The 17,813-nt window shown below is 60.9% G+C and carries 18 protein-coding genes; 7 read left to right on the top strand and 11 right to left on the bottom strand.

Features of this window, described 5'->3' with window-relative positions; all coding sequences use genetic code 11:
- Positions 1 to 41: 41 nt before the first annotated feature.
- The 3 genes from MKS85_RS13100 (at position 42) to MKS85_RS13090 (ending at position 2,166) form a co-directional block, all read left to right on the top strand.
- Positions 42 to 1,172 carry a PepSY domain-containing protein gene (locus MKS85_RS13100; protein ID WP_076383410.1) on the top strand — a complete coding sequence of 377 codons (1,131 nt, stop codon included), beginning with the start codon at positions 42 to 44 and terminating at the stop codon, positions 1,170 to 1,172.
- On the top strand, positions 1,169 to 1,348 hold the full coding sequence (locus MKS85_RS13095; protein ID WP_076383409.1) for a hypothetical protein: 180 nt from the start codon (positions 1,169 to 1,171) through the stop codon (positions 1,346 to 1,348). Before MKS85_RS13100 ends, MKS85_RS13095 begins: the two co-directional genes overlap by 4 nt.
- Positions 1,349 to 1,536: 188 nt before the next feature.
- Positions 1,537 to 2,166, top strand: coding sequence for a glutathione S-transferase (locus tag MKS85_RS13090; protein WP_076383408.1), 630 nt, complete (start codon positions 1,537 to 1,539; stop codon positions 2,164 to 2,166).
- 183 nt (positions 2,167 to 2,349) lie between these two features.
- Here the strand turns inward: MKS85_RS13090 and creD are convergent, their stop codons facing one another.
- The 4 genes from creD to MKS85_RS13070 all read right to left on the bottom strand — a co-directional run bounded on the left by creD (position 2,350) and on the right by MKS85_RS13070 (position 6,622).
- Entirely contained in the window at positions 2,350 to 3,723 is a 1,374-nt protein-coding gene (gene creD / locus MKS85_RS13085) for a cell envelope integrity protein CreD (RefSeq protein ID WP_188251820.1), read from the bottom strand.
- 227 nt (positions 3,724 to 3,950) lie between these two features.
- Positions 3,951 to 5,369 carry a two-component system sensor histidine kinase CreC gene (creC, locus tag MKS85_RS13080; protein ID WP_139049001.1) on the bottom strand — a complete coding sequence of 473 codons (1,419 nt, stop codon included), beginning with the start codon at positions 5,367 to 5,369 and terminating at the stop codon, positions 3,951 to 3,953.
- On the bottom strand, positions 5,369 to 6,049 hold the full coding sequence (creB, locus tag MKS85_RS13075; RefSeq protein WP_076383405.1) for a two-component system response regulator CreB: 681 nt from the start codon (positions 6,047 to 6,049) through the stop codon (positions 5,369 to 5,371). Before creB ends, creC begins: the two co-directional genes overlap by 1 nt.
- Positions 6,050 to 6,118: 69 nt before the next feature.
- On the bottom strand, positions 6,119 to 6,622 hold the full coding sequence (locus MKS85_RS13070; RefSeq protein ID WP_047228137.1) for an ATP-dependent zinc protease: 504 nt from the start codon (positions 6,620 to 6,622) through the stop codon (positions 6,119 to 6,121).
- A 276-nt stretch (positions 6,623 to 6,898) separates the two neighbouring features.
- On the opposite strand from MKS85_RS13070, the gene MKS85_RS13065 reads away from it, so the two are divergent.
- Complete coding sequence (locus tag MKS85_RS13065; RefSeq protein WP_139049000.1) at positions 6,899 to 7,786, top strand: acyltransferase; 888 nt, start codon at positions 6,899 to 6,901, stop codon at positions 7,784 to 7,786.
- Here MKS85_RS13065 and MKS85_RS13060 read toward each other — a convergent pair whose 3' ends face one another.
- Positions 7,787 to 8,368, bottom strand: coding sequence for a DUF2780 domain-containing protein (locus tag MKS85_RS13060; RefSeq protein WP_310662949.1), 582 nt, complete (start codon positions 8,366 to 8,368; stop codon positions 7,787 to 7,789).
- 314 nt (positions 8,369 to 8,682) lie between these two features.
- On the opposite strand from MKS85_RS13060, the gene MKS85_RS13055 reads away from it, so the two are divergent.
- From MKS85_RS13055 to MKS85_RS13045, 3 genes are all read left to right on the top strand, one after another.
- Positions 8,683 to 9,105, top strand: coding sequence for a DUF3757 domain-containing protein (locus tag MKS85_RS13055; protein ID WP_188251821.1), 423 nt, complete (start codon positions 8,683 to 8,685; stop codon positions 9,103 to 9,105).
- A 286-nt stretch (positions 9,106 to 9,391) separates the two neighbouring features.
- Complete coding sequence (locus MKS85_RS13050) at positions 9,392 to 9,595, top strand: cold-shock protein (RefSeq protein WP_139048997.1); 204 nt, start codon at positions 9,392 to 9,394, stop codon at positions 9,593 to 9,595.
- Between the two features lie 78 nt (positions 9,596 to 9,673).
- A complete protein-coding gene (locus MKS85_RS13045) occupies positions 9,674 to 9,892 on the top strand; it encodes a hypothetical protein (RefSeq protein WP_139048996.1) in 219 nt (72 codons plus the stop codon).
- 93 nt (positions 9,893 to 9,985) lie between these two features.
- Here MKS85_RS13045 and fdhA read toward each other — a convergent pair whose 3' ends face one another.
- The 6 genes from fdhA to MKS85_RS13015 form a co-directional block, all read right to left on the bottom strand.
- Positions 9,986 to 11,185, bottom strand: coding sequence for a formaldehyde dehydrogenase, glutathione-independent (gene fdhA / locus MKS85_RS13040; protein WP_047228141.1), 1,200 nt, complete (start codon positions 11,183 to 11,185; stop codon positions 9,986 to 9,988).
- A gap of 225 nt (positions 11,186 to 11,410) precedes the next feature.
- Positions 11,411 to 12,268 carry a formyltetrahydrofolate deformylase gene (purU, locus tag MKS85_RS13035; protein ID WP_135847526.1) on the bottom strand — a complete coding sequence of 286 codons (858 nt, stop codon included), beginning with the start codon at positions 12,266 to 12,268 and terminating at the stop codon, positions 11,411 to 11,413.
- Positions 12,269 to 12,394: 126 nt separating this feature from the next.
- Positions 12,395 to 13,027, bottom strand: a complete 633-nt coding sequence (locus tag MKS85_RS13030; protein WP_076383401.1) for a sarcosine oxidase subunit gamma — start codon at positions 13,025 to 13,027, stop codon at positions 12,395 to 12,397.
- Between the two features lie 164 nt (positions 13,028 to 13,191).
- Positions 13,192 to 16,209 (bottom strand): sarcosine oxidase subunit alpha, encoded by a 3,018-nt coding sequence (locus tag MKS85_RS13025; protein ID WP_047228144.1) that lies wholly within the window; start codon positions 16,207 to 16,209, stop codon positions 13,192 to 13,194.
- Positions 16,206 to 16,535 (bottom strand): sarcosine oxidase subunit delta, encoded by a 330-nt coding sequence (locus MKS85_RS13020; protein WP_003206305.1) that lies wholly within the window; start codon positions 16,533 to 16,535, stop codon positions 16,206 to 16,208. Before MKS85_RS13020 ends, MKS85_RS13025 begins: the two co-directional genes overlap by 4 nt.
- A 14-nt stretch (positions 16,536 to 16,549) precedes the next feature.
- Positions 16,550 to 17,800 (bottom strand): sarcosine oxidase subunit beta, encoded by a 1,251-nt coding sequence (locus MKS85_RS13015; protein WP_003177603.1) that lies wholly within the window; start codon positions 17,798 to 17,800, stop codon positions 16,550 to 16,552.
- Positions 17,801 to 17,813 lie beyond the last annotated feature (13 nt).

Below are 17,813 nucleotides of genomic sequence, written 5' to 3'. Positions count from 1 at the left end.
TTGAAGGGCCACCTGTGGCCCTTTTTGCATTCGGATCAATCATGAAAAGCAAAACCATCCGTCGCTGGTCCTTCGTCCACACCTGGACCAGCCTGATCTGCACGGTATTTCTGCTGATGCTGGCGATCACCGGGCTGCCGTTGATTTTTCATCACGAAATCGAGCATCTGCTGGGCGACGCCCCCGAGCTTCGCGAAATGCCGGCCGACACACCGCCATTGGACCTTGCGCAACTGGTGGAAAAAGCCAAGGCCCATCGCCCCGGTGAGGTGGTCCAGTATTTTGGCTGGGACGAGGATGATCCCAACGGTGTCATCACCATCATGGCGCCGACGCCGGGCACCGAACCCAATTCCTCCCACACGTTCATGCTCGATGCCCGCACCGGCGAGGCCCTGGAAATGCCCTCGGCCAACGGCGGTTTCATGATGGTGATGCTGCGCCTGCATGTGGACATGTTCGCCGGCTTGCCTGGCAAGTTGCTGTTGGCGTTCATGGGCCTATTGTTCGTGATCGCCATCGTTTCCGGTGTGGTGTTGTACCTGCCGTTCATGCGCCGCCTGAAATTCGCCACGGTGCGCCAGGACAAATCCACGCGCCTGCGCTGGCTCGATTTGCACAACCTGATCGGCGTGGTCACGCTGGTCTGGGCGCTGACGGTGGGCGTGACCGGCGTCATCGCGGCGTGCGCCGACCTGATCATCGCCGCCTGGCGCAATGACAGCCTCAGCGCCATGGTCGAGCCCTATCGCGACGCCCCGCCGCTGACGCAACTGGCCCCGGCGACCCGCTTGCTGGACATCGCCAAAGAAGTTGCGCCGGGCATGGAACCCAGCTTCATCGCCTTCCCCGGTACGCTGTTTTCCAGCGAACACCACTACAGCGTATTCATGAAAGGTGACACCCACCTGACCTCCCATCTGCTGACACCCGTATTGATCGACGCCAGCACCCTGGACGTCACCGCCGTGGCTGAACGGCCGTGGTACATGGATATGATGAGCCTGTCCCTGCCGCTGCACTTCGGCGACTACGGCGGTCGGCCGATGCAGATTTTCTGGGCGACCCTGGACGTGCTGACCATCATCGTCCTCGGCAGCGGCGTCTACCTGTGGCTCGTGCGGCGAAAAGCGGCCAAACGCGCAGCGGTCGCGGCGCAGGTGGTCTCGTGAGGCCCCGGCAGTCGAGTTTCTGGAAAGTGTTTGGTATTCCCGTGGCAATCGGCGTGCTGAGCGCGGCGGGGTTGTTTTCGGCATTGCTCGGCGATGGGGCCTGGGATGCCGTGAGTTGGGTGGGTTTGGGCGTGCCGACGGTGCTGGGAACCTGGGGGCTGATCAAACGCAGATAACTTCAGCCCGACGCGGACCCAATGTGGAAGCGAGCCTGCTCGCGATGGCGGTGAACCAGTCACATTGATATCGACTGACACTGCGCTATCGCGAGCAGGCTCGCTCCCACACTGGCTTCCAATCGGCCTCGCCAGCCGACTTGGAACTGTCTAGGCTAAGCCCTTGCCCGTTAATCGAGGATACCTGCATGTCGGCCCCCAGCATGACGTTGTTCCACAACCCCGCTTCGCCTTTCGTGCGCAAGGTCCTGGTGCTGCTGCACGAAACCGGCCAGCAAGACCGCGTGGCGTTGCAGCTCAGCCAGCTCACGCCGGTCAGGCCGGACCAGGCACTCATTGATGACAACCCCCTGAGCAAGATCCCGGCCTTGCGCCTGGCCAATGGCAATGTGCTCCACGACAGTCGCGTCATTCTTGATTACCTCGACCACCAGCACGTCGGCAATCCGCTGATCCCCCGCGACGGCGCAGCCCGGTGGCGACGCCTGACCCTGGCGTCCCTGGCTGACGGAATCATGGATGCCGCGGTGATGATTCGCTACGAAACCGCCCTGCGCCCCGTCGAAAAACACTGGGCCGAGTGGCTCGATGCGCAACGAGACAAGATCCGCCGCGCCCTGGGCATGCTCGAAGCCGAGGCAATCGCCGAACTGGCCTGCCATTTCGACATTGCGTCCATCAGCGTGGCCTGCGCCCTGGGTTACCTGGACCTGCGCCATCCCGATCTGGAATGGCGCAAGGCCAATCCACAATTGGCAGCGTGGTTTGCCGAAGTGAGCTTGCGGCCTTCGATGGTCGAGACAGTGCCTAGAATCTAGCCCTGCGTTAGCCATACTGGCCTTGTCGCGGGCAAGCCTTGCTCCCACATAGACCTTGCTCCGCCTGTGGGAGCAAGGCTTGCCCGCGATGGCAGCGCAGCGGATCCAAGGGAAACAACTGCCCTATGCGCGTCACCAGCACTGCTCGCCATTGCCGGTCCTCGCGCAACCCCAGCGACCGGCTCATTTCACCTCTCCCAGATCGAACGTCATCGCAGCCGCCGGCTTCGCTCCCACCCGGTACCAGTCCAGCTTACGGGTCAATACCATGAACACACCGAGCAGACCGAACAGCAACAGCGAGCCCATCAGCAAGGCGTAGTCCTCGGCACTCAACAATCCATAGAGCAAACCGTACAAGCCCGCCAACCCCGCCGAAAACCCCAGGCCATGGCTCACGCTGCGCAACACATGGCAGACATAGAACCCGATCAGCAGCACACAGGCGCTGGCCGACAGCAAATACGCCAGGGCAAAACCGATGTGTTCCGACAGGGACAGCAGCAACAGGTAAAAGAACGCCAGCGCCACGCCCACCAAGGCGTACTGGACCGGATGCACCGCCAGGCTCTTGAGCACTTCGAAGAGAAAGAACCCGGCAAACGTCAGCGCTATGAACAGCAGTGCATATTTGATCGCCCGGTCGCTCTTGAGGTATTGGTCCACCGGGTCGATGAAACTCACACCAAAGGCACGGCTGCGAAACGCTTCACAGCCATCGCTTGGCTCGCAGGCTTGCAAGGTTTCCAGCAGGTTGGTAGAGAAAAACGAGGTCTGCCAGTCGGCACTGAAGCCCTGCTCATTGATGTCGCGCTGGGTCGGCAGGTAGTTGCCGATGAAGCTTGGGTGCGGCCAGTCGGCCGACAGGTGCACTTGGGTGGATTTACCTACCGGCAGAATCTGTAACTGACCGGTACCTTGCAGCCGCAGGTCGAAACCGAAGGTCAGCTCAGTGCTGCTCTGGGCCGTGACCATTGGCAGCGGCACATGCACGCCCTGCCCCAGCCAGCCGATCCGCGAGCCGGGCAGGAAATCGACGGTCTGCTGGTTGAGCTTCAGGGTCAGTGCATTCTCGATACCGCGGATGTCGCTGATGCCCACGCTCAGATAGGGCTCGTCAAAGCGGTAGTCGGCAAAATCCTTGGTGGCCACGCCGAAACGCTCAGGCACCTTGAAGTGGCCGTCGATCCGGTTGTCGGCATGAAACAACCGCGCCTCGTAGATCCCGCGTGCACGGGTTTCTGTGCGGATCTGGCCGTCGACGTCCAATTGCTCCGGCAGAAAATACAACTCACCGCTTTGCTCGACGGTTTCCAGGAACCGCGCGCCGGTCTTCTCGTTGGTATTCCAGACCCGCACATCCTTGCGAAACGGCACCACGATCATCGGCCCGATGAGTTGCTGGCTGTGACTGGAACTGCGGGCGATGTCCTGCAGTACACCGTCGCGCAGTTCCTGACGCTCGTCGATGAGGCCGTTGATCATCAACAACGGGATCATCAGCAGGAGGATCAATAGGGCAATCATGCCCAGTTTTACGGCGAGGCTGCGGTTCATGTGGGGCTCTCCCTGTTCGAATGAGGGAGAGCTTGAGCCGGCTGTGTGCTGGGGTTATGGAGAGATTGTGGAGATTGTGTGGAGACTGCCCAAGGCAAACGAACTGTGGGAGCGAGCCTGCTCGCGATAGCTGACTGTCAAGCAACACCCGTGCAAGCTGAGCCACTGCTATCGCGAGCAGGCTCGCTCCCACAGGGTTGTGTTCTGTCAGGCGGCAGAGGCGGTTTTCAAGGCAACCGCAAAACCACCTCAACCCCACCCTCGACATTGCCAATACTGAACTCCCCGGCATGCAACTGCACCACTTCCTCCACAAAGTTGAGGCCCAACCCGGTGCTCTTGCGACCGCTGTCAGGGCGCGGCAGGGAGTAGAAGCGTTCACTCAGACGCGGCAGGGCGTAGGCGGGAATCGGTTCGGCCTGATTGAACAGCCGGATCTCGACGCGGTTGCCGACACGCTCGGCACTCATGCGCAACAGCCCGTTGACGGGCGTGAAGTCCAGGGCGTTTTCCAGCAGATTGCCCAGGGCCTGACGCAACAGAAACGGCTCCCCCGTCAATGTCAGGTCCACGGCAATGTGCCGCTCGATCTGCAACTGCCGGCTTTCGATCCAGCCACTGCGGGCCTCCAGCAGCTCGTCCATCAATGCCGCCAGCGGCACGGCAATCTCTTCTTCCAGTCCCTGTCGCTGCTCGACCTGGGCCAGGTTGAGCAAACGCTCGATCAACTGCTGCATGCGCACGCTTTCGTTGTCGATGTTGCTGACGAAACGCTGACGCTGGGCCGTCGGCATGTCGCTCTGCAGCAACTCGGCGGCACCACGGATTGCCGCCAGCGGGCTCTTGAGTTCGTGAGTCAGGGTGTGCACGTAGCGCTCGACGTAAGCCTTGCCTTCCAGTTGGGTGCGCATGTGTTCCACCGCACCGGCCAGTTGCTCGAACTCGCCACCGCGATAATGCGGCACTTCTACCCGTTGCCCTTGGCTGACGGCCTCGGCATAAACAGTCAAACGCCGTAGCGCCGCGCTCAGCCACCACGACAACAAGGCGCCCAACAGCAGCCCCAGGCCGATCAACCCGGCGCCGTAAGCCAACAGGCGCCGCTCGGTGCGGTCGACATAGGGTTGCAGCGAACTGTTGGGCTTGGCCACGGTGACCACGCCGATAATCCGGCCGTTGTCGCGAATCGGCGCGCCAACGTGCATCACCGAAGACGTCGGATCATCGGCAACGCTGCGGGTCGAGCGTGCGCCGTATTGCCCGCGCAGGGTCAGGTAGACGTCGTTCCAGCGCGAATAATCCTGGCCCACCGCCACACCGCTGGAGTCGAGCACCACAATCCCCTTGGCGTCCGTGACGTAGATGCGATGGTTGACCTGGTTCTTTGGCAACCCCCAGATCGATGCTGCAGGCTGGCGCTCACCGTAAGCCTTGAGCAGTTGCGGCCAGCGGTTCTGATTGAGGGTGCCGGCCTTGAAATCGTCCCGCAGGATCTCGGCCATCAGGTTAGCGGTGTCCACCAGGGTTTCTTCGGTGGACTGGCGCACGCCGGGGCGTATTTCTTCCATCACTGTGTTGAGGACGAAATACCCGGTCAAACCGATGAACAGCACATACACCAGGAAAATCCGGATGCCCAGCGACATCAGCTATGTCCCGGGCTGTAGCTGTAGCCGAGGCCACGGTGAGTCTGGATCGGTTCAGCCTCGGCCCTGACCAGGCGCAATTTGGCGCGCACGCTCTTGATGTGGCTGTCGATGCTGCGCTCGTAGCCGGCATCACTGGCCACTCCCAGGGCGTCGAGCAGTTGTTCGCGGCTGAACACTCGCTCGGGTTGCTCCAGCAGACAGTTCAACAGGCGGAATTCGTGACGGGTGAGGTTCAGCGGTCTGCCACGATAGTGGATCTGCACCCGCTCGGTGTCGACCTGAAATAGCCCAGCGCCCAGATCCGTGGGCGGTCGCGGCGCGACGCGCTTGAGGATGGCGCGGACCCTCGCCGCCACTTCCCGAGGGCTGAACGGTTTGACCACATAATCGTCGGCCCCGATCTCCAGCCCCACTACCCGGTCGATCTCAGCATCACGGGCTGTAAGAAAGATGACCGGAACATCGCTGAAACGTCTGAGATTTTTGCACGTCTCGAATCCACTGATATCCGGCAGGCCCACGTCGAGGATGATCAGGTCCGCCGGGGTGCTTTTCTGATGCTCAAGCGCAGCCGCGCCAAGGCTCAGCCAGGTGGTGCCGAAACCCTCCCCTTGCAGGGCAAACACCAGCGTATCGGCAATGGCGGCTTCGTCTTCGACAATCAGAATGTGAGGCATGGCGTCCGCGCCCGACAGTAAAGTTGCCGGAACGGTGCCCCAACCCCGGGGGCACGTCAATCAGGGAAATCAGCAGTCGGGCTTGTCAGCGGTAAAACGTCGGGCCGGGTTCACCGCCGCATCAAACTCGCGCAGGGCCTTGGCGCCGATCAGCAGCGGGTAGTTGAAGCTGCTGCGGTCCGTCAGGTTGACCTCAACGGTCCGCTTGACATCACCTAGGCACATTTCAAGCTCCACCACCGGACGTTTGCTGGGGGCAGCCGATTCGTCGTCTTCATCTTCTTCCGAACGGGTCTTGATCTTGCTGATGCGTGCGACCTTGTGCTCAAAGAGCTTGTTGCTCGCGCCTTTGGTCGCCAGGCGGAACCGTACCCAGTCCTCGCCGTCGCGGGTAAAGGTTTCGATGTCCTTGGCCGACAGCGAGGCCGTCAGGGCGCCGGTGTCCATCTTGGCCTTGAGCACCTCACCGCCGATTTCCGGCAGTGCGATGTATTCGTAGCGCCCGTACAGGGTCGGTTCGGCGGCCAGCACTGGAAGGGCCACCAGGGAAAGCAGAGCGAGAAGGGATTTCACGTAATGGACTTCCTTTGTATGGGTGGGCAGCGGGATTTTAGACCGTGGGCTGTGAATTCGTTCGGTTGGCGTCAAGAACATCTCTGCCGGGGAAAGAGGGTCTGTGGGAGCAAAGCCTGCTTGCGATACGGGCATCACGGTTTTCCAGAGAAATGGCGTTACGTTCATCGCGAGCAAGCTTTGCTCCCACAGATCACTTCGCTCGTTTCACCTCGATTTGGCCTGCCGCCCGAAGCTGCTTATCATGGCCCGCCCACCTGTTTGCAAGAGTCATGTATGCGCCGCCTGCTCACCGGCTGTTTTGTCACCCTGCTGCTGTTACTCAACACCCTGGTGCTGTTCGGGCCGTTGATGGTGTTCGCGCTGCTCAAACTGGTCCTGCCCGGGCGTCTTCGCGACTGCGCCTCGTGGGCAGTGATGTGGATCGCCGAAACCTGGGCCGAAATCGACAAACTGATCTTTGCCCTGTGCATCCCCACCCGCTGGGAAATACGCGGCGGTGGCGACTTGCGCCGCGACACCTCTTATCTGGTCATCAGCAATCACCAGTCCTGGGTCGACATCCCCGCGCTGATCCAGGCCCTCAACCGGCGTACGCCGTTCTTCAAGTTTTTCCTCAAGAAAGAGCTGATCTGGGTACCGTTCCTGGGCCTGGCCTGGTGGGCGCTGGATTACCCGTTCATGAAACGCTACACCAAGGCCTTCCTGGCAAAAAATCCGGAGCTGGCAGGCAAAGACCTGGAAATCACCCGTCAGGCCTGCGAGCTGTTCAAGCGCCAACGAGTCACCGTGGTGAATTACCTCGAAGGCACACGCTTCACCGCCGCCAAGAGCCAACAGCAACAGTCTCCCTTCACCCACCTGCTCAAACCCAAGGCCGGTGGCGTGGCATTCGTGCTGGCAGCGCTGGGCGAGCAACTGGACGCGGTGCTGGACGTGACGGTGGTGTACCCCCAGGAACGGACGCCGGGGTTCTGGGATTTGATCAGCGGTGCGGTGCCGAAGGTCATTATCGACATCCAGACCCGCGAGCTGGACCCGGCGCTGTGGCAGGGCGATTACGAAAACGATCCGGTGTTTCGCCAGCATGTCCAGAACTGGGTGAACCAGCTCTGGATCGAAAAAGATCAGCGCATCGCCGCCTTGCGCAGCGAGCGCGGCTGATCAGATACCCGCGCCGGCTCCCCAGATGCCACCCAGGTTCTGCAGCAGCGAACTGGCCACGCCCTGCTGGCCGAGGTATTCAAGGATCACCGGGGCAAACTGGCCGATCATGCCGCTGTCCATGCCCAGCGCGCTGAAGGCATTGTTCAGGTCGTGGGTGTCCTTGACGTTACCCAGCAGGCCGTCGAGCAAGGCGTTCTTGTCCGACCCGCCACCGAGCAAGCCGCCCAGGCCACCCAAGCCATTCAGCCCACCGATAGCGTTGTTGCCAGCGATCTGATCGAGGCCCGGCACGCTTTTGCTCAATTCGGAAAACTGCGGCTCACTGAGTCGGTTCTTCGCCAACCCCAGCATCGCACCAGCACCGCCGATGGCCTGTTCCGGGGTGATCTTGAGCTCCGAGCCCAGGGTATTGAGCAACCCGGCGGCTTGCGGCGCAGCTGCCACCGCGCCCTCCCCCGGCTGATCGCCCGGCATCGCCGCCACCGCATTGGCCGCATCACTGAGGCTGAACTGCGCGAAGGCCGGGCTGCTTGCCAGCGCGAGCAGGCAAGACAGTGCAAAACCTCGTGAAACCTTCATCCGGGACATCCTCTTGAGCCATGAAAAAGCCGCCCACTAAAGGGGCGGCGCAAAATCGTGCGTTTGACTGGGGCGGGCGAGGATTGTTCCCCCACACACGCCGTATGCCCGGCACGCCATTCATTGTCCCAGTGCCCCGCGTCAGACGCAGGCGACCGCTTATATAAACAAAAACAGTTGAAGTGTTATTGCCAAGACTCAATAGGTACATGTTTGTTATTCAAAATGGGTATGAACAACTGTCAACACTGACAGTAGCCCGCCGGAAAAAAGCCGCAAACCATAGCAACCAACCAAACCTGGGAACCCGACACATGCAAAACACACTGGCGAAAGGGGCGGGATTACTGATGCTGTTTGTCGGCCATGTCCAGGCCAATGAAATAACCTGTCCCGCCGTCACTGACATCCACAGAAAAATTGAATCCGTGGAAGATATCTATTCAGTCGAAGTACAGGATGATCGCGAGTGGCAGAGCCAAAGCCTGGTGGACGTGGTCGATCCGGCTCTGCTGCAATTCAACGGTGCCGAATACGCTATTGATGAGCCCGACGACGCCGAGCAGACGCCCACAAGGATGACCATCACGTGCAAATACGGCGAAATAAACTTGACGCTGGAGTATCTCCAGGTTGTGGAACCGGGATTTTCGCCATGGGAAGACAATCGCTGCGAGAGCTTGGACACTAAGGCCTGCAAGCTGATAACCGCCGACTACTTCAACCTTAGCTTTTGATTGTTAAGTCATAATTCATCTGAATATAGCAAGGGCATGCAGGCCACCAGAGTGACGCCGGAATAAATACCAGCCTATTCAGGGAACGACCCCATGTCGGCGAACCGCCAGGCGCTGCTCTGCTGGACATAACAAGACGAGCAGTTATTCCATAAAGCCCTCGCCTACTGTCAACTCTGACAGTAGGCAACCCTTTTCACTGAGTTAAGCTCAATCACGCATCAACGAGATACAAGCGACCCCCATCGCTTACCCGCACCAAACCCTTCATCCAGGCGAGAAGAACATGAGTAACGGAACAGTAAAGTGGTTCAACGATGAAAAGGGCTATGGTTTTATCACACCGGATGACGGCGGTGATGATCTCTTCGTCCATTTCAAAGCTATAAAAGGCGACGGTTTCAAGACCTTGAAAGAAGGACAAAAAGTGACCTATGAGGCTGCCAAAGGGCAAAAAGGCATGCAAGCCGACAACGTTCAACCTGCATAAGTTGGTCGCGGTGCGGGTATGTTTCGACAGCTCGCACTCCGGACCGCAGGCCCAAACTCTTTTGATAGGAGTTTTGCCATGGAAAAGCAGCCTGTAAAGCGTCATGACTCCGCTGAAGGCGGCATTGGATTAACGCCGTCCCATGCAAATGGGCAAAACATCTTCTTCAGGGTCCCTCCAGTCGAAGAAGGCGGGCCGGTCATAAAACCCGGACAGAAAGTGGCGTACGAGTTGATGTTGGGCGACGATGGGCAATATTACGCGATCAATCTTCAGGTCATCAGCGACGACGAGTAAGCCCAGTCGCTTCAGTACTACAAGCTGCTGCTTGCGCTGTGCCGAATAAAAAGGGCGACATCGCTGTCGCCCTTTGTCCGTCTTGCCTACCGCTTAGGCCGCACTGAACATCTTGTGCGGATCGATCACAAACTTCTTCGGTACGCCTGCATCGAACTCGCCGTAGCCTTTAGGCGCGTCGTCCAGGCTGATGACCTGTACGCCGACGATTTCTGCGATGTTGATGCGATCCCACATGATGGCTTGCATCAGTTGGCGGTTGTACTTCATCACCGGGGTCTGGCCGGTGTGGAAGCTGTGGGACTTGGCCCAGCCCAGACCGAAACGGATGCTCAGGCTACCCATTTTTGCCGCGGCATCGACCGCGCCCGGGTCTTCGGTGACGTAGAGGCCGGGGATGCCGATCTTGCCGGCTACGCGAACCACACCCATCAACGAGTTGAGCACGGTGGCCGGAGCTTCGTGCTTGACGCCTTCATGGCCGTGACCACGGGCTTCGAAGCCCACCGCGTCAACGGCGCAGTCGACTTCCGGTTCGCCCAGCAGCGCGGCGATCTGTTCGTGCAGCGGGGTGTCTTTGGACAGGTCGGCGATTTCAAAACCCTGGGCCTTGGCGTGGGCCAGGCGGATCGGGTTGACGTCACCGATAATGACCACAGCGGCACCCAGCAGGCGGGCGGAAGCGGCAGCCGCCAGGCCAACCGGACCGGCACCCGCGATGTAGACGGAGCTGCCAGGACCAACGCCGGCGGTGACGGCGCCGTGGTAACCGGTCGGCAGGATGTCGGACAGGCAGGTCAGGTCGCGGATTTTCTCCATGGCCTTGTCGCGGTCCGGCAGCTTCAACAGGTTGAAATCCGCGTACGGCACCAGCACGTATTCGGCCTGACCGCCGGTCCAGTCACCCATGTCCACATAACCGTAGGCACCGCCGGCACGGGCCGGGTTGACGGTCAGGCAGACGCCGGTGTGTTGTTCTTTGCAGGAACGGCAGCGCCCGCAAGCCACGTTGAACGGAACAGACACCAGATCGCCAATCTTCAGGTTTTCGACGTCGTTGCCCTTTTCGATCACTTCACCGGTGATTTCGTGGCCCAGGACCAGGCCGGTCTGAGCGGTGGTGCGGCCGCGCACCATGTGCTGGTCGGAGCCGCAGATGTTGGTGGATACCACGCGCAGGATGACGCCGTGCTCGATCTTCCTGCCACGCGGGTCCTGCATTTTTGGATAGTCGATTTTCTGTACTTCGACCTTGCCGTTGCCGAGATACACGACACCACGATTGCCAGACATGCTTTCACCTCGCTGTTGTTTTTATGAAACTGCGTTGCCCAGGCAGGCAGCGCGTTGATTGCTCGGGTAGTGCTTGTGTCTTGTTTCTTTGTTGTCTGTAAGGGCCTCATCGCGAGCAAGCTCGCTCCCACAGTGGATTGTGGGTGTCATCAGAATCTGTATAACGACGCAGATCCTGTGGGAGCGAGCTTGCTCGCGAATGGGCTGCGAAGCGGCCCCAAAAATCTAAAGAACGACAGTTCTGTTGGCGTTGAGAAACACCCTTCGCTCGATGTGATACCCCACGGCCCGGGCCAGGGTCAGCCCTTCGATGTCCCGGCCCTTGGCGATCAGGTCTTCGGGATAGTGGCTGTGGTCCACCACTTCCACGCCCTGAGCGATGATCGGGCCTTCGTCCAGGTCGTTGTTGATGTAGTGCGCCGTGGCGCCGACCAGTTTCACGCCTTTGTTGTAGGCCTGGTGATACGGCTTGGCGCCCTTGAAGCCCGGCAGCAGCGAGTGATGGATGTTGATCGCCTTGCCGTCGAGCTTGCGACACAGCTCCGGCGACAGCACTTGCATGTAGCGGGCGAGAATCACCAGCTCGGCGCCGGTGTCTTCGATCACCTGCCACACCTGCCGCTCCTGGGACGGTTTGTCGTTCGGGTCCAGGGGGAAATGGTAGTACGGAATCTGGTGCCAGTCGGCCAGCGGCTTGAGGTCCGGGTGGTTGGACACCACGGCCACGACGTCCATGGACAACTGGCCGATGCGCTGACGGTAGAGCAGGTCGTTGAGGCAGTGATCGGCCTTGGAGACCATGATCACCACTTTGGGCCGGTAGTTGGGTGGCGTCAGTTCGAAGACCATGCCAAAGGCTTGCGCACGTTCGGCCAGGCCGCTGCGAAAGCTCTGCTCGTCAAAGCCATCCGGCTGGCGAAATTCCACACGAATGAAGAAACGCGCCGAAAGCCGATCGTCGAAGGAATGGTGCTCGGTGACGTAGCAGCCCTGCTCGAACAGAAAGCGGGTCACCGCGTCCACCGTGCCGAGCACGCTGGGGCAGTCGGCAGTCAAGATCCATGTGTCTGGGGCGCGGCTCATTCGTGATACTCCTCTGATCGTTCCCATGCTCTGCGTGGGAATGCCGCCATGGACGCTCTGCGTCCGCTTTTGGGACGCAGAGCGTCCCGGGATGCATTCCCACGCAGAGCGTGGGAACGATCATGGTTATGCCTGCACGCTCAACCCATACTCAGCCGCGGCATCCTGCAACCACAGCCACCAGTAATCGGAGAAGCTGCGGCGAATCACCAGTTCCCAGGTGTCTTCGCCCGTGTGGCGGATCACCAGTTGCGACTTGGCGAACACCGTGCCCACGGCCTTGCCCACCGGGAAATTGCTTGGGTGTACGTCATAGCTGGTGGATTTCATCAGCACGTCGCGCACATTCGGGCCTGACAGTTCGAGGATCTGCTGGCCGCCACTGACGTTGACGATCTGGATATGCAGATCGCCCAGGGCTTCGCGCAGGTTTTTCTCGGCGGCAAATTCTTCGCCACTGGGCACCACCAGCAGCCACTCGTCCGGGCCGAGCCATTGCAGGCTGGTTTCGCCCTTGACGATGACGGTCAGCGCGCCCGGCAGCTCCAGGCCCAGGGCCTTGTGCACGCCAGCAGCGAACGCAGGGTCATGACCATCGCCACGGATGGTCAAGTGGCCCAGGAGTTTCTTCTCGCGCACGGTCACGCCGGCGTTCTTGCGACCCTTGCCCACCAGGCTGGCGAGGTCGGCATGGTGCAGCGACGACTCGGCCTTGGCCCCGGTGGTTGGGCGTTGTTGGTACACGTTGACTGCGGTCATATGGAGCACCTGTCTTGAATTCTGATTCAGGCCCTTGTGGTGGCTGTTCTACCGCCATCGCGAGCAGGCTCGCTCCCACAAGGGTCATGCGATCTCCTGTGGGAGCGAGCCTGCTCGCGATGCGGACAACGCGTAGCAGCTGCTCACCACAGACCTGAAGGTCATTAGATATTCTGCCGATCCCCCTTCGGATCGAAGAACACCGAAGAAACAATCTCTGCCTCGATCACGCTGCCGTCGGCCAATGGCGCGAACACGCGTTCGCCCATCCGCTTGAGGCCGCCCTTGACCACGCCCATGGCAAATGAGTAACCCAGGGAGTTGTGGGCGTAGCTGGACGTCACATGACCGACCATGGTCATCGGGATCGCCTGCTTGGTGTTGAACACCAGTTGCGCACCTTCCGGCAGCCAGACATTCGGGTCGATCGGCTTGAGGCCCACCAGTTGCTTGCGGTCCTCACGCACACAGTCTTCGCGATTCATGCCACGCCAGCCGATCCACGAGAACGGTTTGGTCCGGCCTACGCACCAGCCCATGTTCAGGTCGTCCGGGGTCATCGAGCTGTCAGTGTCCTGACCGACAATGATAAAGCCCTTCTCGGCCCGCAATACGTGCATGGTCTCGGTGCCATACGGGGTCAGGTTGTATTTCTTCCCGGCCTCGACGATCTGCTCGAGCACGCCCATGGCGTAGTCGGCCTGCACGTTGACTTCGTACGACAGTTCGCCGGTGAACGAGATACGGAACACCCGCGCCGGTACACCACCCACCAGGCCTTCTTTCCAGGTCATGAACGGGAAAGCGTCCTTGTCCAGGTCGATGTCGGTGACTTCGCTCAGCAGCTTGCGGCTGTTGGGGCCCGACAGGGTCATGGTCGCCCAGTGGTCGGTAACCGAAGTGAAGTACACCTTCAGGTCCGGCCATTCGGTCTGGTGATAGATCTCCAGCCATTGCAGCACGCGCGCCGCGCCGCCAGTGGTGGTGGTCATCACGAAATGGTTGTCCGCCAGACAGGCCGTCACGCCATCGTCGAAGACCATGCCGTCTTCCTTGCACATCAAACCGTAGCGGGCCTTGCCCACGTCGAGCTTGGTCCAGGCGTTGGTGTACACGCGGTTAAGGAACTCGCGGGCGTCCGGGCCCTGGATATCGATCTTGCCCAGAGTCGAGGCATCCAGCAGGCCGACGCTATCGCGCACGGCTTTGCATTCGCGCTTGACCGCAGCGTGCATGTCTTCGCCGTTCTTCGGGAAGTACCAAGGGCGCTTCCACTGGCCGACGTCTTCGAATTCAGCACCGTTTTTCACATGCCAGGCATGCAGCGCGGTGAAGCGTACCGGTTCGAAGATGTGCCCGCAGTGCCGCCCGGCTATCGCGCCGAAGGTCACCGGCGTGTAGTTCGGGCGGAACATGGTGGTGCCCATCTGCGGGATGCTCACGTTCAGCGAGCGAGCCGCGATGGCCAGGCCGTTGACGTTGCCCAGCTTGCCCTGGTCAGTACCAAAGCCCAGTGCGGTGTAGCGCTTGACGTGTTCGACCGACTCGAAGCCTTCGCGGGTGGCGAGTTCGATGGCGGCGGCAGTGACGTCGTTCTGCAGGTCGACGAATTGCTTCGGCGCCCGTGCAGTGGATTTTTCATGCGGCACCTGGAACAACGCCAGGGTCGGTTCTTCCTGGCGGCTCAGGGCTTTGGGCAACACACCCTCCACCGCTTTGAAACCGGCTTCGTTGGCCGCGCGCACGCCACCTTCGAAACCATCGGCCAAGGTGTCACCCAGGCTGTAGACGCCATTCACGCCGCCGACGCACACGCGCTTCTGCGGTGCTTCGCCCGGTACGAAACCAAGGATGTCTTCGCGCCAGATCGGCTTGCCGCCCAGGTGCGAAGCCAGGTGAACCACTGGGCTGTAGCCGCCGGAGCTGGCCACCAGGTCGCAGTCCAGCCATTCGCCGGGACTGGTGACCTTGTGCGCCTTGACGTCGATGGCGGCGATGCGGGCCCCGGTGACGCGCTTGCTGCCACGAGCCTCGATCACGGCGCTGCCGGTGAGGATGCGGATGCCTTTGGCACGCGCCTCTTCCACCAGCGCACCACGCGGGTTGCTGCGGGCGTCGGCGATGGCCACCACTTGCAGGCTGGCGTCGAGCCAGTCCAGCGCCACGCGATAGGCGTGGTCGTTGTTGGTGCTCAGTACCAGTTTCTTGCCCGGTGCCACGCCATAGCGGCGCACGTAGGTGGAGACCGCGCCGGCCAGCATGTTGCCCGGTACGTCGTTGTTGCCGTAGACCAGCGGCCGTTCGCAGGCACCAGTCGCCAGCACCACGCGCTTGGCGCGGACCCGGTTGATGCGCTGGCGGACCTGGCCGATTGGCGCGCGATCACCCAGGTGGTCGGTGAGGCGCTCGTGGATGGTCAGGAAGTTATGGTCGTGGTAACCGTTCACCGTGGCGCGCGGCAACAGCACCACATCTGGCATCGACTTGAGCTCAGCCACAACAGCAGCCACCCATTCGGTCGCTGGTTTGCCATCCAGGCTCTCGCGGGAATCGAGCAGGCTACCGCCGAACTCTTCCTGCTCGTCGGCCAGGATCACCCGTGCACCGCTGCGGGCCGCGGCCAATGCGGCAGCCAGGCCAGCAGGGCCGGCGCCGACAACCAGCACGTCGCAATGACGGTTCATGTAGTCGTAGGTGTCCGGGTCGTTCTCGGTCGGCGAGCGACCCAGGCCCGCGGCCTTGCGGATGTACTTTTCGTAAGTCATCCAGAACGATTGCGGGTACATGAAGGTTTTGTAGTAGAAGCCCGGCGGCATCAGCTTGCCGCCGACCTTGCCGAGAATACCCATCATGTCGTTGTTCACGTTCGGCCAGCCGTTGGTACTGGTGGCGACCAACCCTTGATACAGCGCCTGTTGCGTGGCGCGCACGTTAGGGATCTGCGTGGCTTCGGTGGCGCCGATCTGCAGTACCGCGTTCGGCTCTTCGGCGCCGGCGGCAAAGATGCCACGCGGACGGGAATACTTGAAGCTGCGGCCGATGATGTCGACGCCGTTGGCCAGCAGTGCAGCGGCCAGGGAATCGCCCTCGAAGCCTTTATAGGTCTGACCGTTGAAGGTGAAGCTCAGCACTTTGTTGCGGTCGATCCGTCCGCCGTTGGACAGGCGATTGATCTGGCTCATACCTTCTCTCCCAGAGCCTGCGCGGCCGCTTTCGGACTGTCAGCCTTGTCGGTGAATTGCGGCTTTTGGCCGATCTTGTAGGTTTCCAGAATCTCGTAGGTCACGGTGTCACGGGTCACGTTGAAATACTGGCGGCAGCCGGCGACGTGGTCCCACAGCTCATGGTGCAACCCGCGCGGGTTGTCACGAAAGAACATGTAGTCGCCCCACTGCTCGTCGGTGCAGGCATTCGGATCCAGCGGACGCGGGATGTGCGCCTGGCCGGATGCATGGAATTCCTCTTCGGAGCGCAGTTCGCCGCAGTGAGGACAGAAGATGTGCAACATAGGGATTTCTCCTGTTAGTGGGCGACGGCAGCAGCGCCGTGTTCGTCGATCAGTGCACCGTTGTGGAAACGGTCGATGGAAAACGGCGCGGCCAGCGGGTGCATTTCACCCTTGGCCAGGCTTGCAGCGAAGACGTTGCCCGAGCCCGGGGTGGCCTTGAAGCCGCCAGTGCCCCAACCGCAGTTGAAGAACATGTTCGGCACCGGGGTCTTGGAAATGATCGGGCAGGCGTCCGGCGTGGTGTCAACAATGCCGCCCCATTGGCGGTTCATGCGTACGCGGGACAACACCGGGAACATCTCGACGATGGCCTGGACCGTGTGTTCGATCACCGGGTACGAGCCACGCTGGCCGTAGCCGTTGTAGCCGTCGATACCGGCACCGATCACCAGGTCGCCCTTGTCGGACTGGCTGATGTAGCCGTGCACCGCGTTGGACATGATCACGCTGTCGATAATCGGCTTGATCGGCTCGGACACCAGCGCTTGCAGCGGGTGGGATTCGATCGGCAGGCGGAAGCCCGCGAGCTTGGCCATGTGTCCGGAGTTACCGGCGGTGACCACACCGACGCGCTTGGCGCCGATGAAGCCCTTGTTGGTTTCCACACCGATGCACACGCCGTTTTCCTTGCGGAAACCGATCACTTCGGTCTGCTGGATCAGGTCCACGCCCAACGCGTCCGCCGCCCGGGCAAAGCCCCAGGCCACGGCATCGTGACGGGCCACGCCGCCGCGACGCTGGACGGTGGCGCCCATCACCGGGTAGCGGGTGTTTTTCGAGCAGTCCAGGTACGGAATCTCGTCGGCCACTTGTTTGGCGTTGAGCAGCTCGCCGTCCACGCCGTTGAGGCGGTTGGCACTGACGCGACGCTCGGAATCACGAATGTCCTGCAGGGTATGGCACAGGTTGTAGACGCCACGCTGGGAGAACATCACGTTGTAGTTCAGGTCCTGGGACAGGCCTTCCCAGAGTTTCATCGCATGTTCGTACAGGTGGGCCGATTCGTCCCACAGGTAGTTGGAGCGCACGATGGTGGTGTTGCGCGCGGTGTTACCGCCGCCCAGCCAGCCCTTCTCGACCACGGCCACGTTGGTGATGCCGTGTTCCTTGGCCAGGTAGTAGGCGGTCGCCAGACCATGCCCGCCACCGCCGACAATGACCACGTCGTAGACCTTTTTCGGGGTCGGCGTGCGCCACATCCGCTGCCAGTTTTCATGATGGCTGAGAGAGTGTTTGAAGAGGCCGAAGCCCGAATAGCGTTGCATAGTCATTACTCCA

It is taken from the genome of Pseudomonas sp. JL2, from assembly GCF_031570495.1.
Lineage (GTDB): Bacteria > Pseudomonadota > Gammaproteobacteria > Pseudomonadales > Pseudomonadaceae > Aquipseudomonas > Aquipseudomonas rhizophila.
Note: the sequence above shows the minus strand (reverse complement) of the source record. Positions and strands in the feature narration are given on the sequence as shown.

Excerpts from the sequence above, each read along its gene's own strand:
- creD (WP_188251820.1), bottom strand. The coding sequence starts at position 3,723 with ATGAACCGCAGCCTCGCCGTAAAACTGGGCATGATTGCCCTATTGATC.
- creC (WP_139049001.1), bottom strand. The coding sequence starts at position 5,369 with ATGTCGCTGGGCATCCGGATTTTCCTGGTGTATGTGCTGTTCATCGGT.
- MKS85_RS13045 (WP_139048996.1), top strand. The coding sequence starts at position 9,674 with ATGGAAAAGCAGCCTGTAAAGCGTCATGACTCCGCTGAAGGCGGCATT.
- MKS85_RS13100 (WP_076383410.1), top strand. The coding sequence starts at position 42 with ATGAAAAGCAAAACCATCCGTCGCTGGTCCTTCGTCCACACCTGGACC.
- fdhA (WP_047228141.1), bottom strand. The coding sequence starts at position 11,185 with ATGTCTGGCAATCGTGGTGTCGTGTATCTCGGCAACGGCAAGGTCGAA.
- MKS85_RS13020 (WP_003206305.1), bottom strand. The coding sequence starts at position 16,535 with ATGTTGCACATCTTCTGTCCTCACTGCGGCGAACTGCGCTCCGAAGAG.
- MKS85_RS13090 (WP_076383408.1), top strand. The coding sequence starts at position 1,537 with ATGTCGGCCCCCAGCATGACGTTGTTCCACAACCCCGCTTCGCCTTTC.
- MKS85_RS13050 (WP_139048997.1), top strand. The coding sequence starts at position 9,392 with ATGAGTAACGGAACAGTAAAGTGGTTCAACGATGAAAAGGGCTATGGT.
- MKS85_RS13055 (WP_188251821.1), top strand. The coding sequence starts at position 8,683 with ATGCAAAACACACTGGCGAAAGGGGCGGGATTACTGATGCTGTTTGTC.
- MKS85_RS13065 (WP_139049000.1), top strand. The coding sequence starts at position 6,899 with ATGCGCCGCCTGCTCACCGGCTGTTTTGTCACCCTGCTGCTGTTACTC.
- creB (WP_076383405.1), bottom strand. The coding sequence starts at position 6,049 with ATGCCTCACATTCTGATTGTCGAAGACGAAGCCGCCATTGCCGATACG.
- MKS85_RS13060 (WP_310662949.1), bottom strand. The coding sequence starts at position 8,368 with ATGAAGGTTTCACGAGGTTTTGCACTGTCTTGCCTGCTCGCGCTGGCA.
- MKS85_RS13030 (WP_076383401.1), bottom strand. The coding sequence starts at position 13,027 with ATGACCGCAGTCAACGTGTACCAACAACGCCCAACCACCGGGGCCAAG.
- MKS85_RS13015 (WP_003177603.1), bottom strand. The coding sequence starts at position 17,800 with ATGCAACGCTATTCGGGCTTCGGCCTCTTCAAACACTCTCTCAGCCAT.
- MKS85_RS13025 (WP_047228144.1), bottom strand. The coding sequence starts at position 16,209 with ATGAGCCAGATCAATCGCCTGTCCAACGGCGGACGGATCGACCGCAAC.
- purU (WP_135847526.1), bottom strand. The coding sequence starts at position 12,268 with ATGAGCCGCGCCCCAGACACATGGATCTTGACTGCCGACTGCCCCAGC.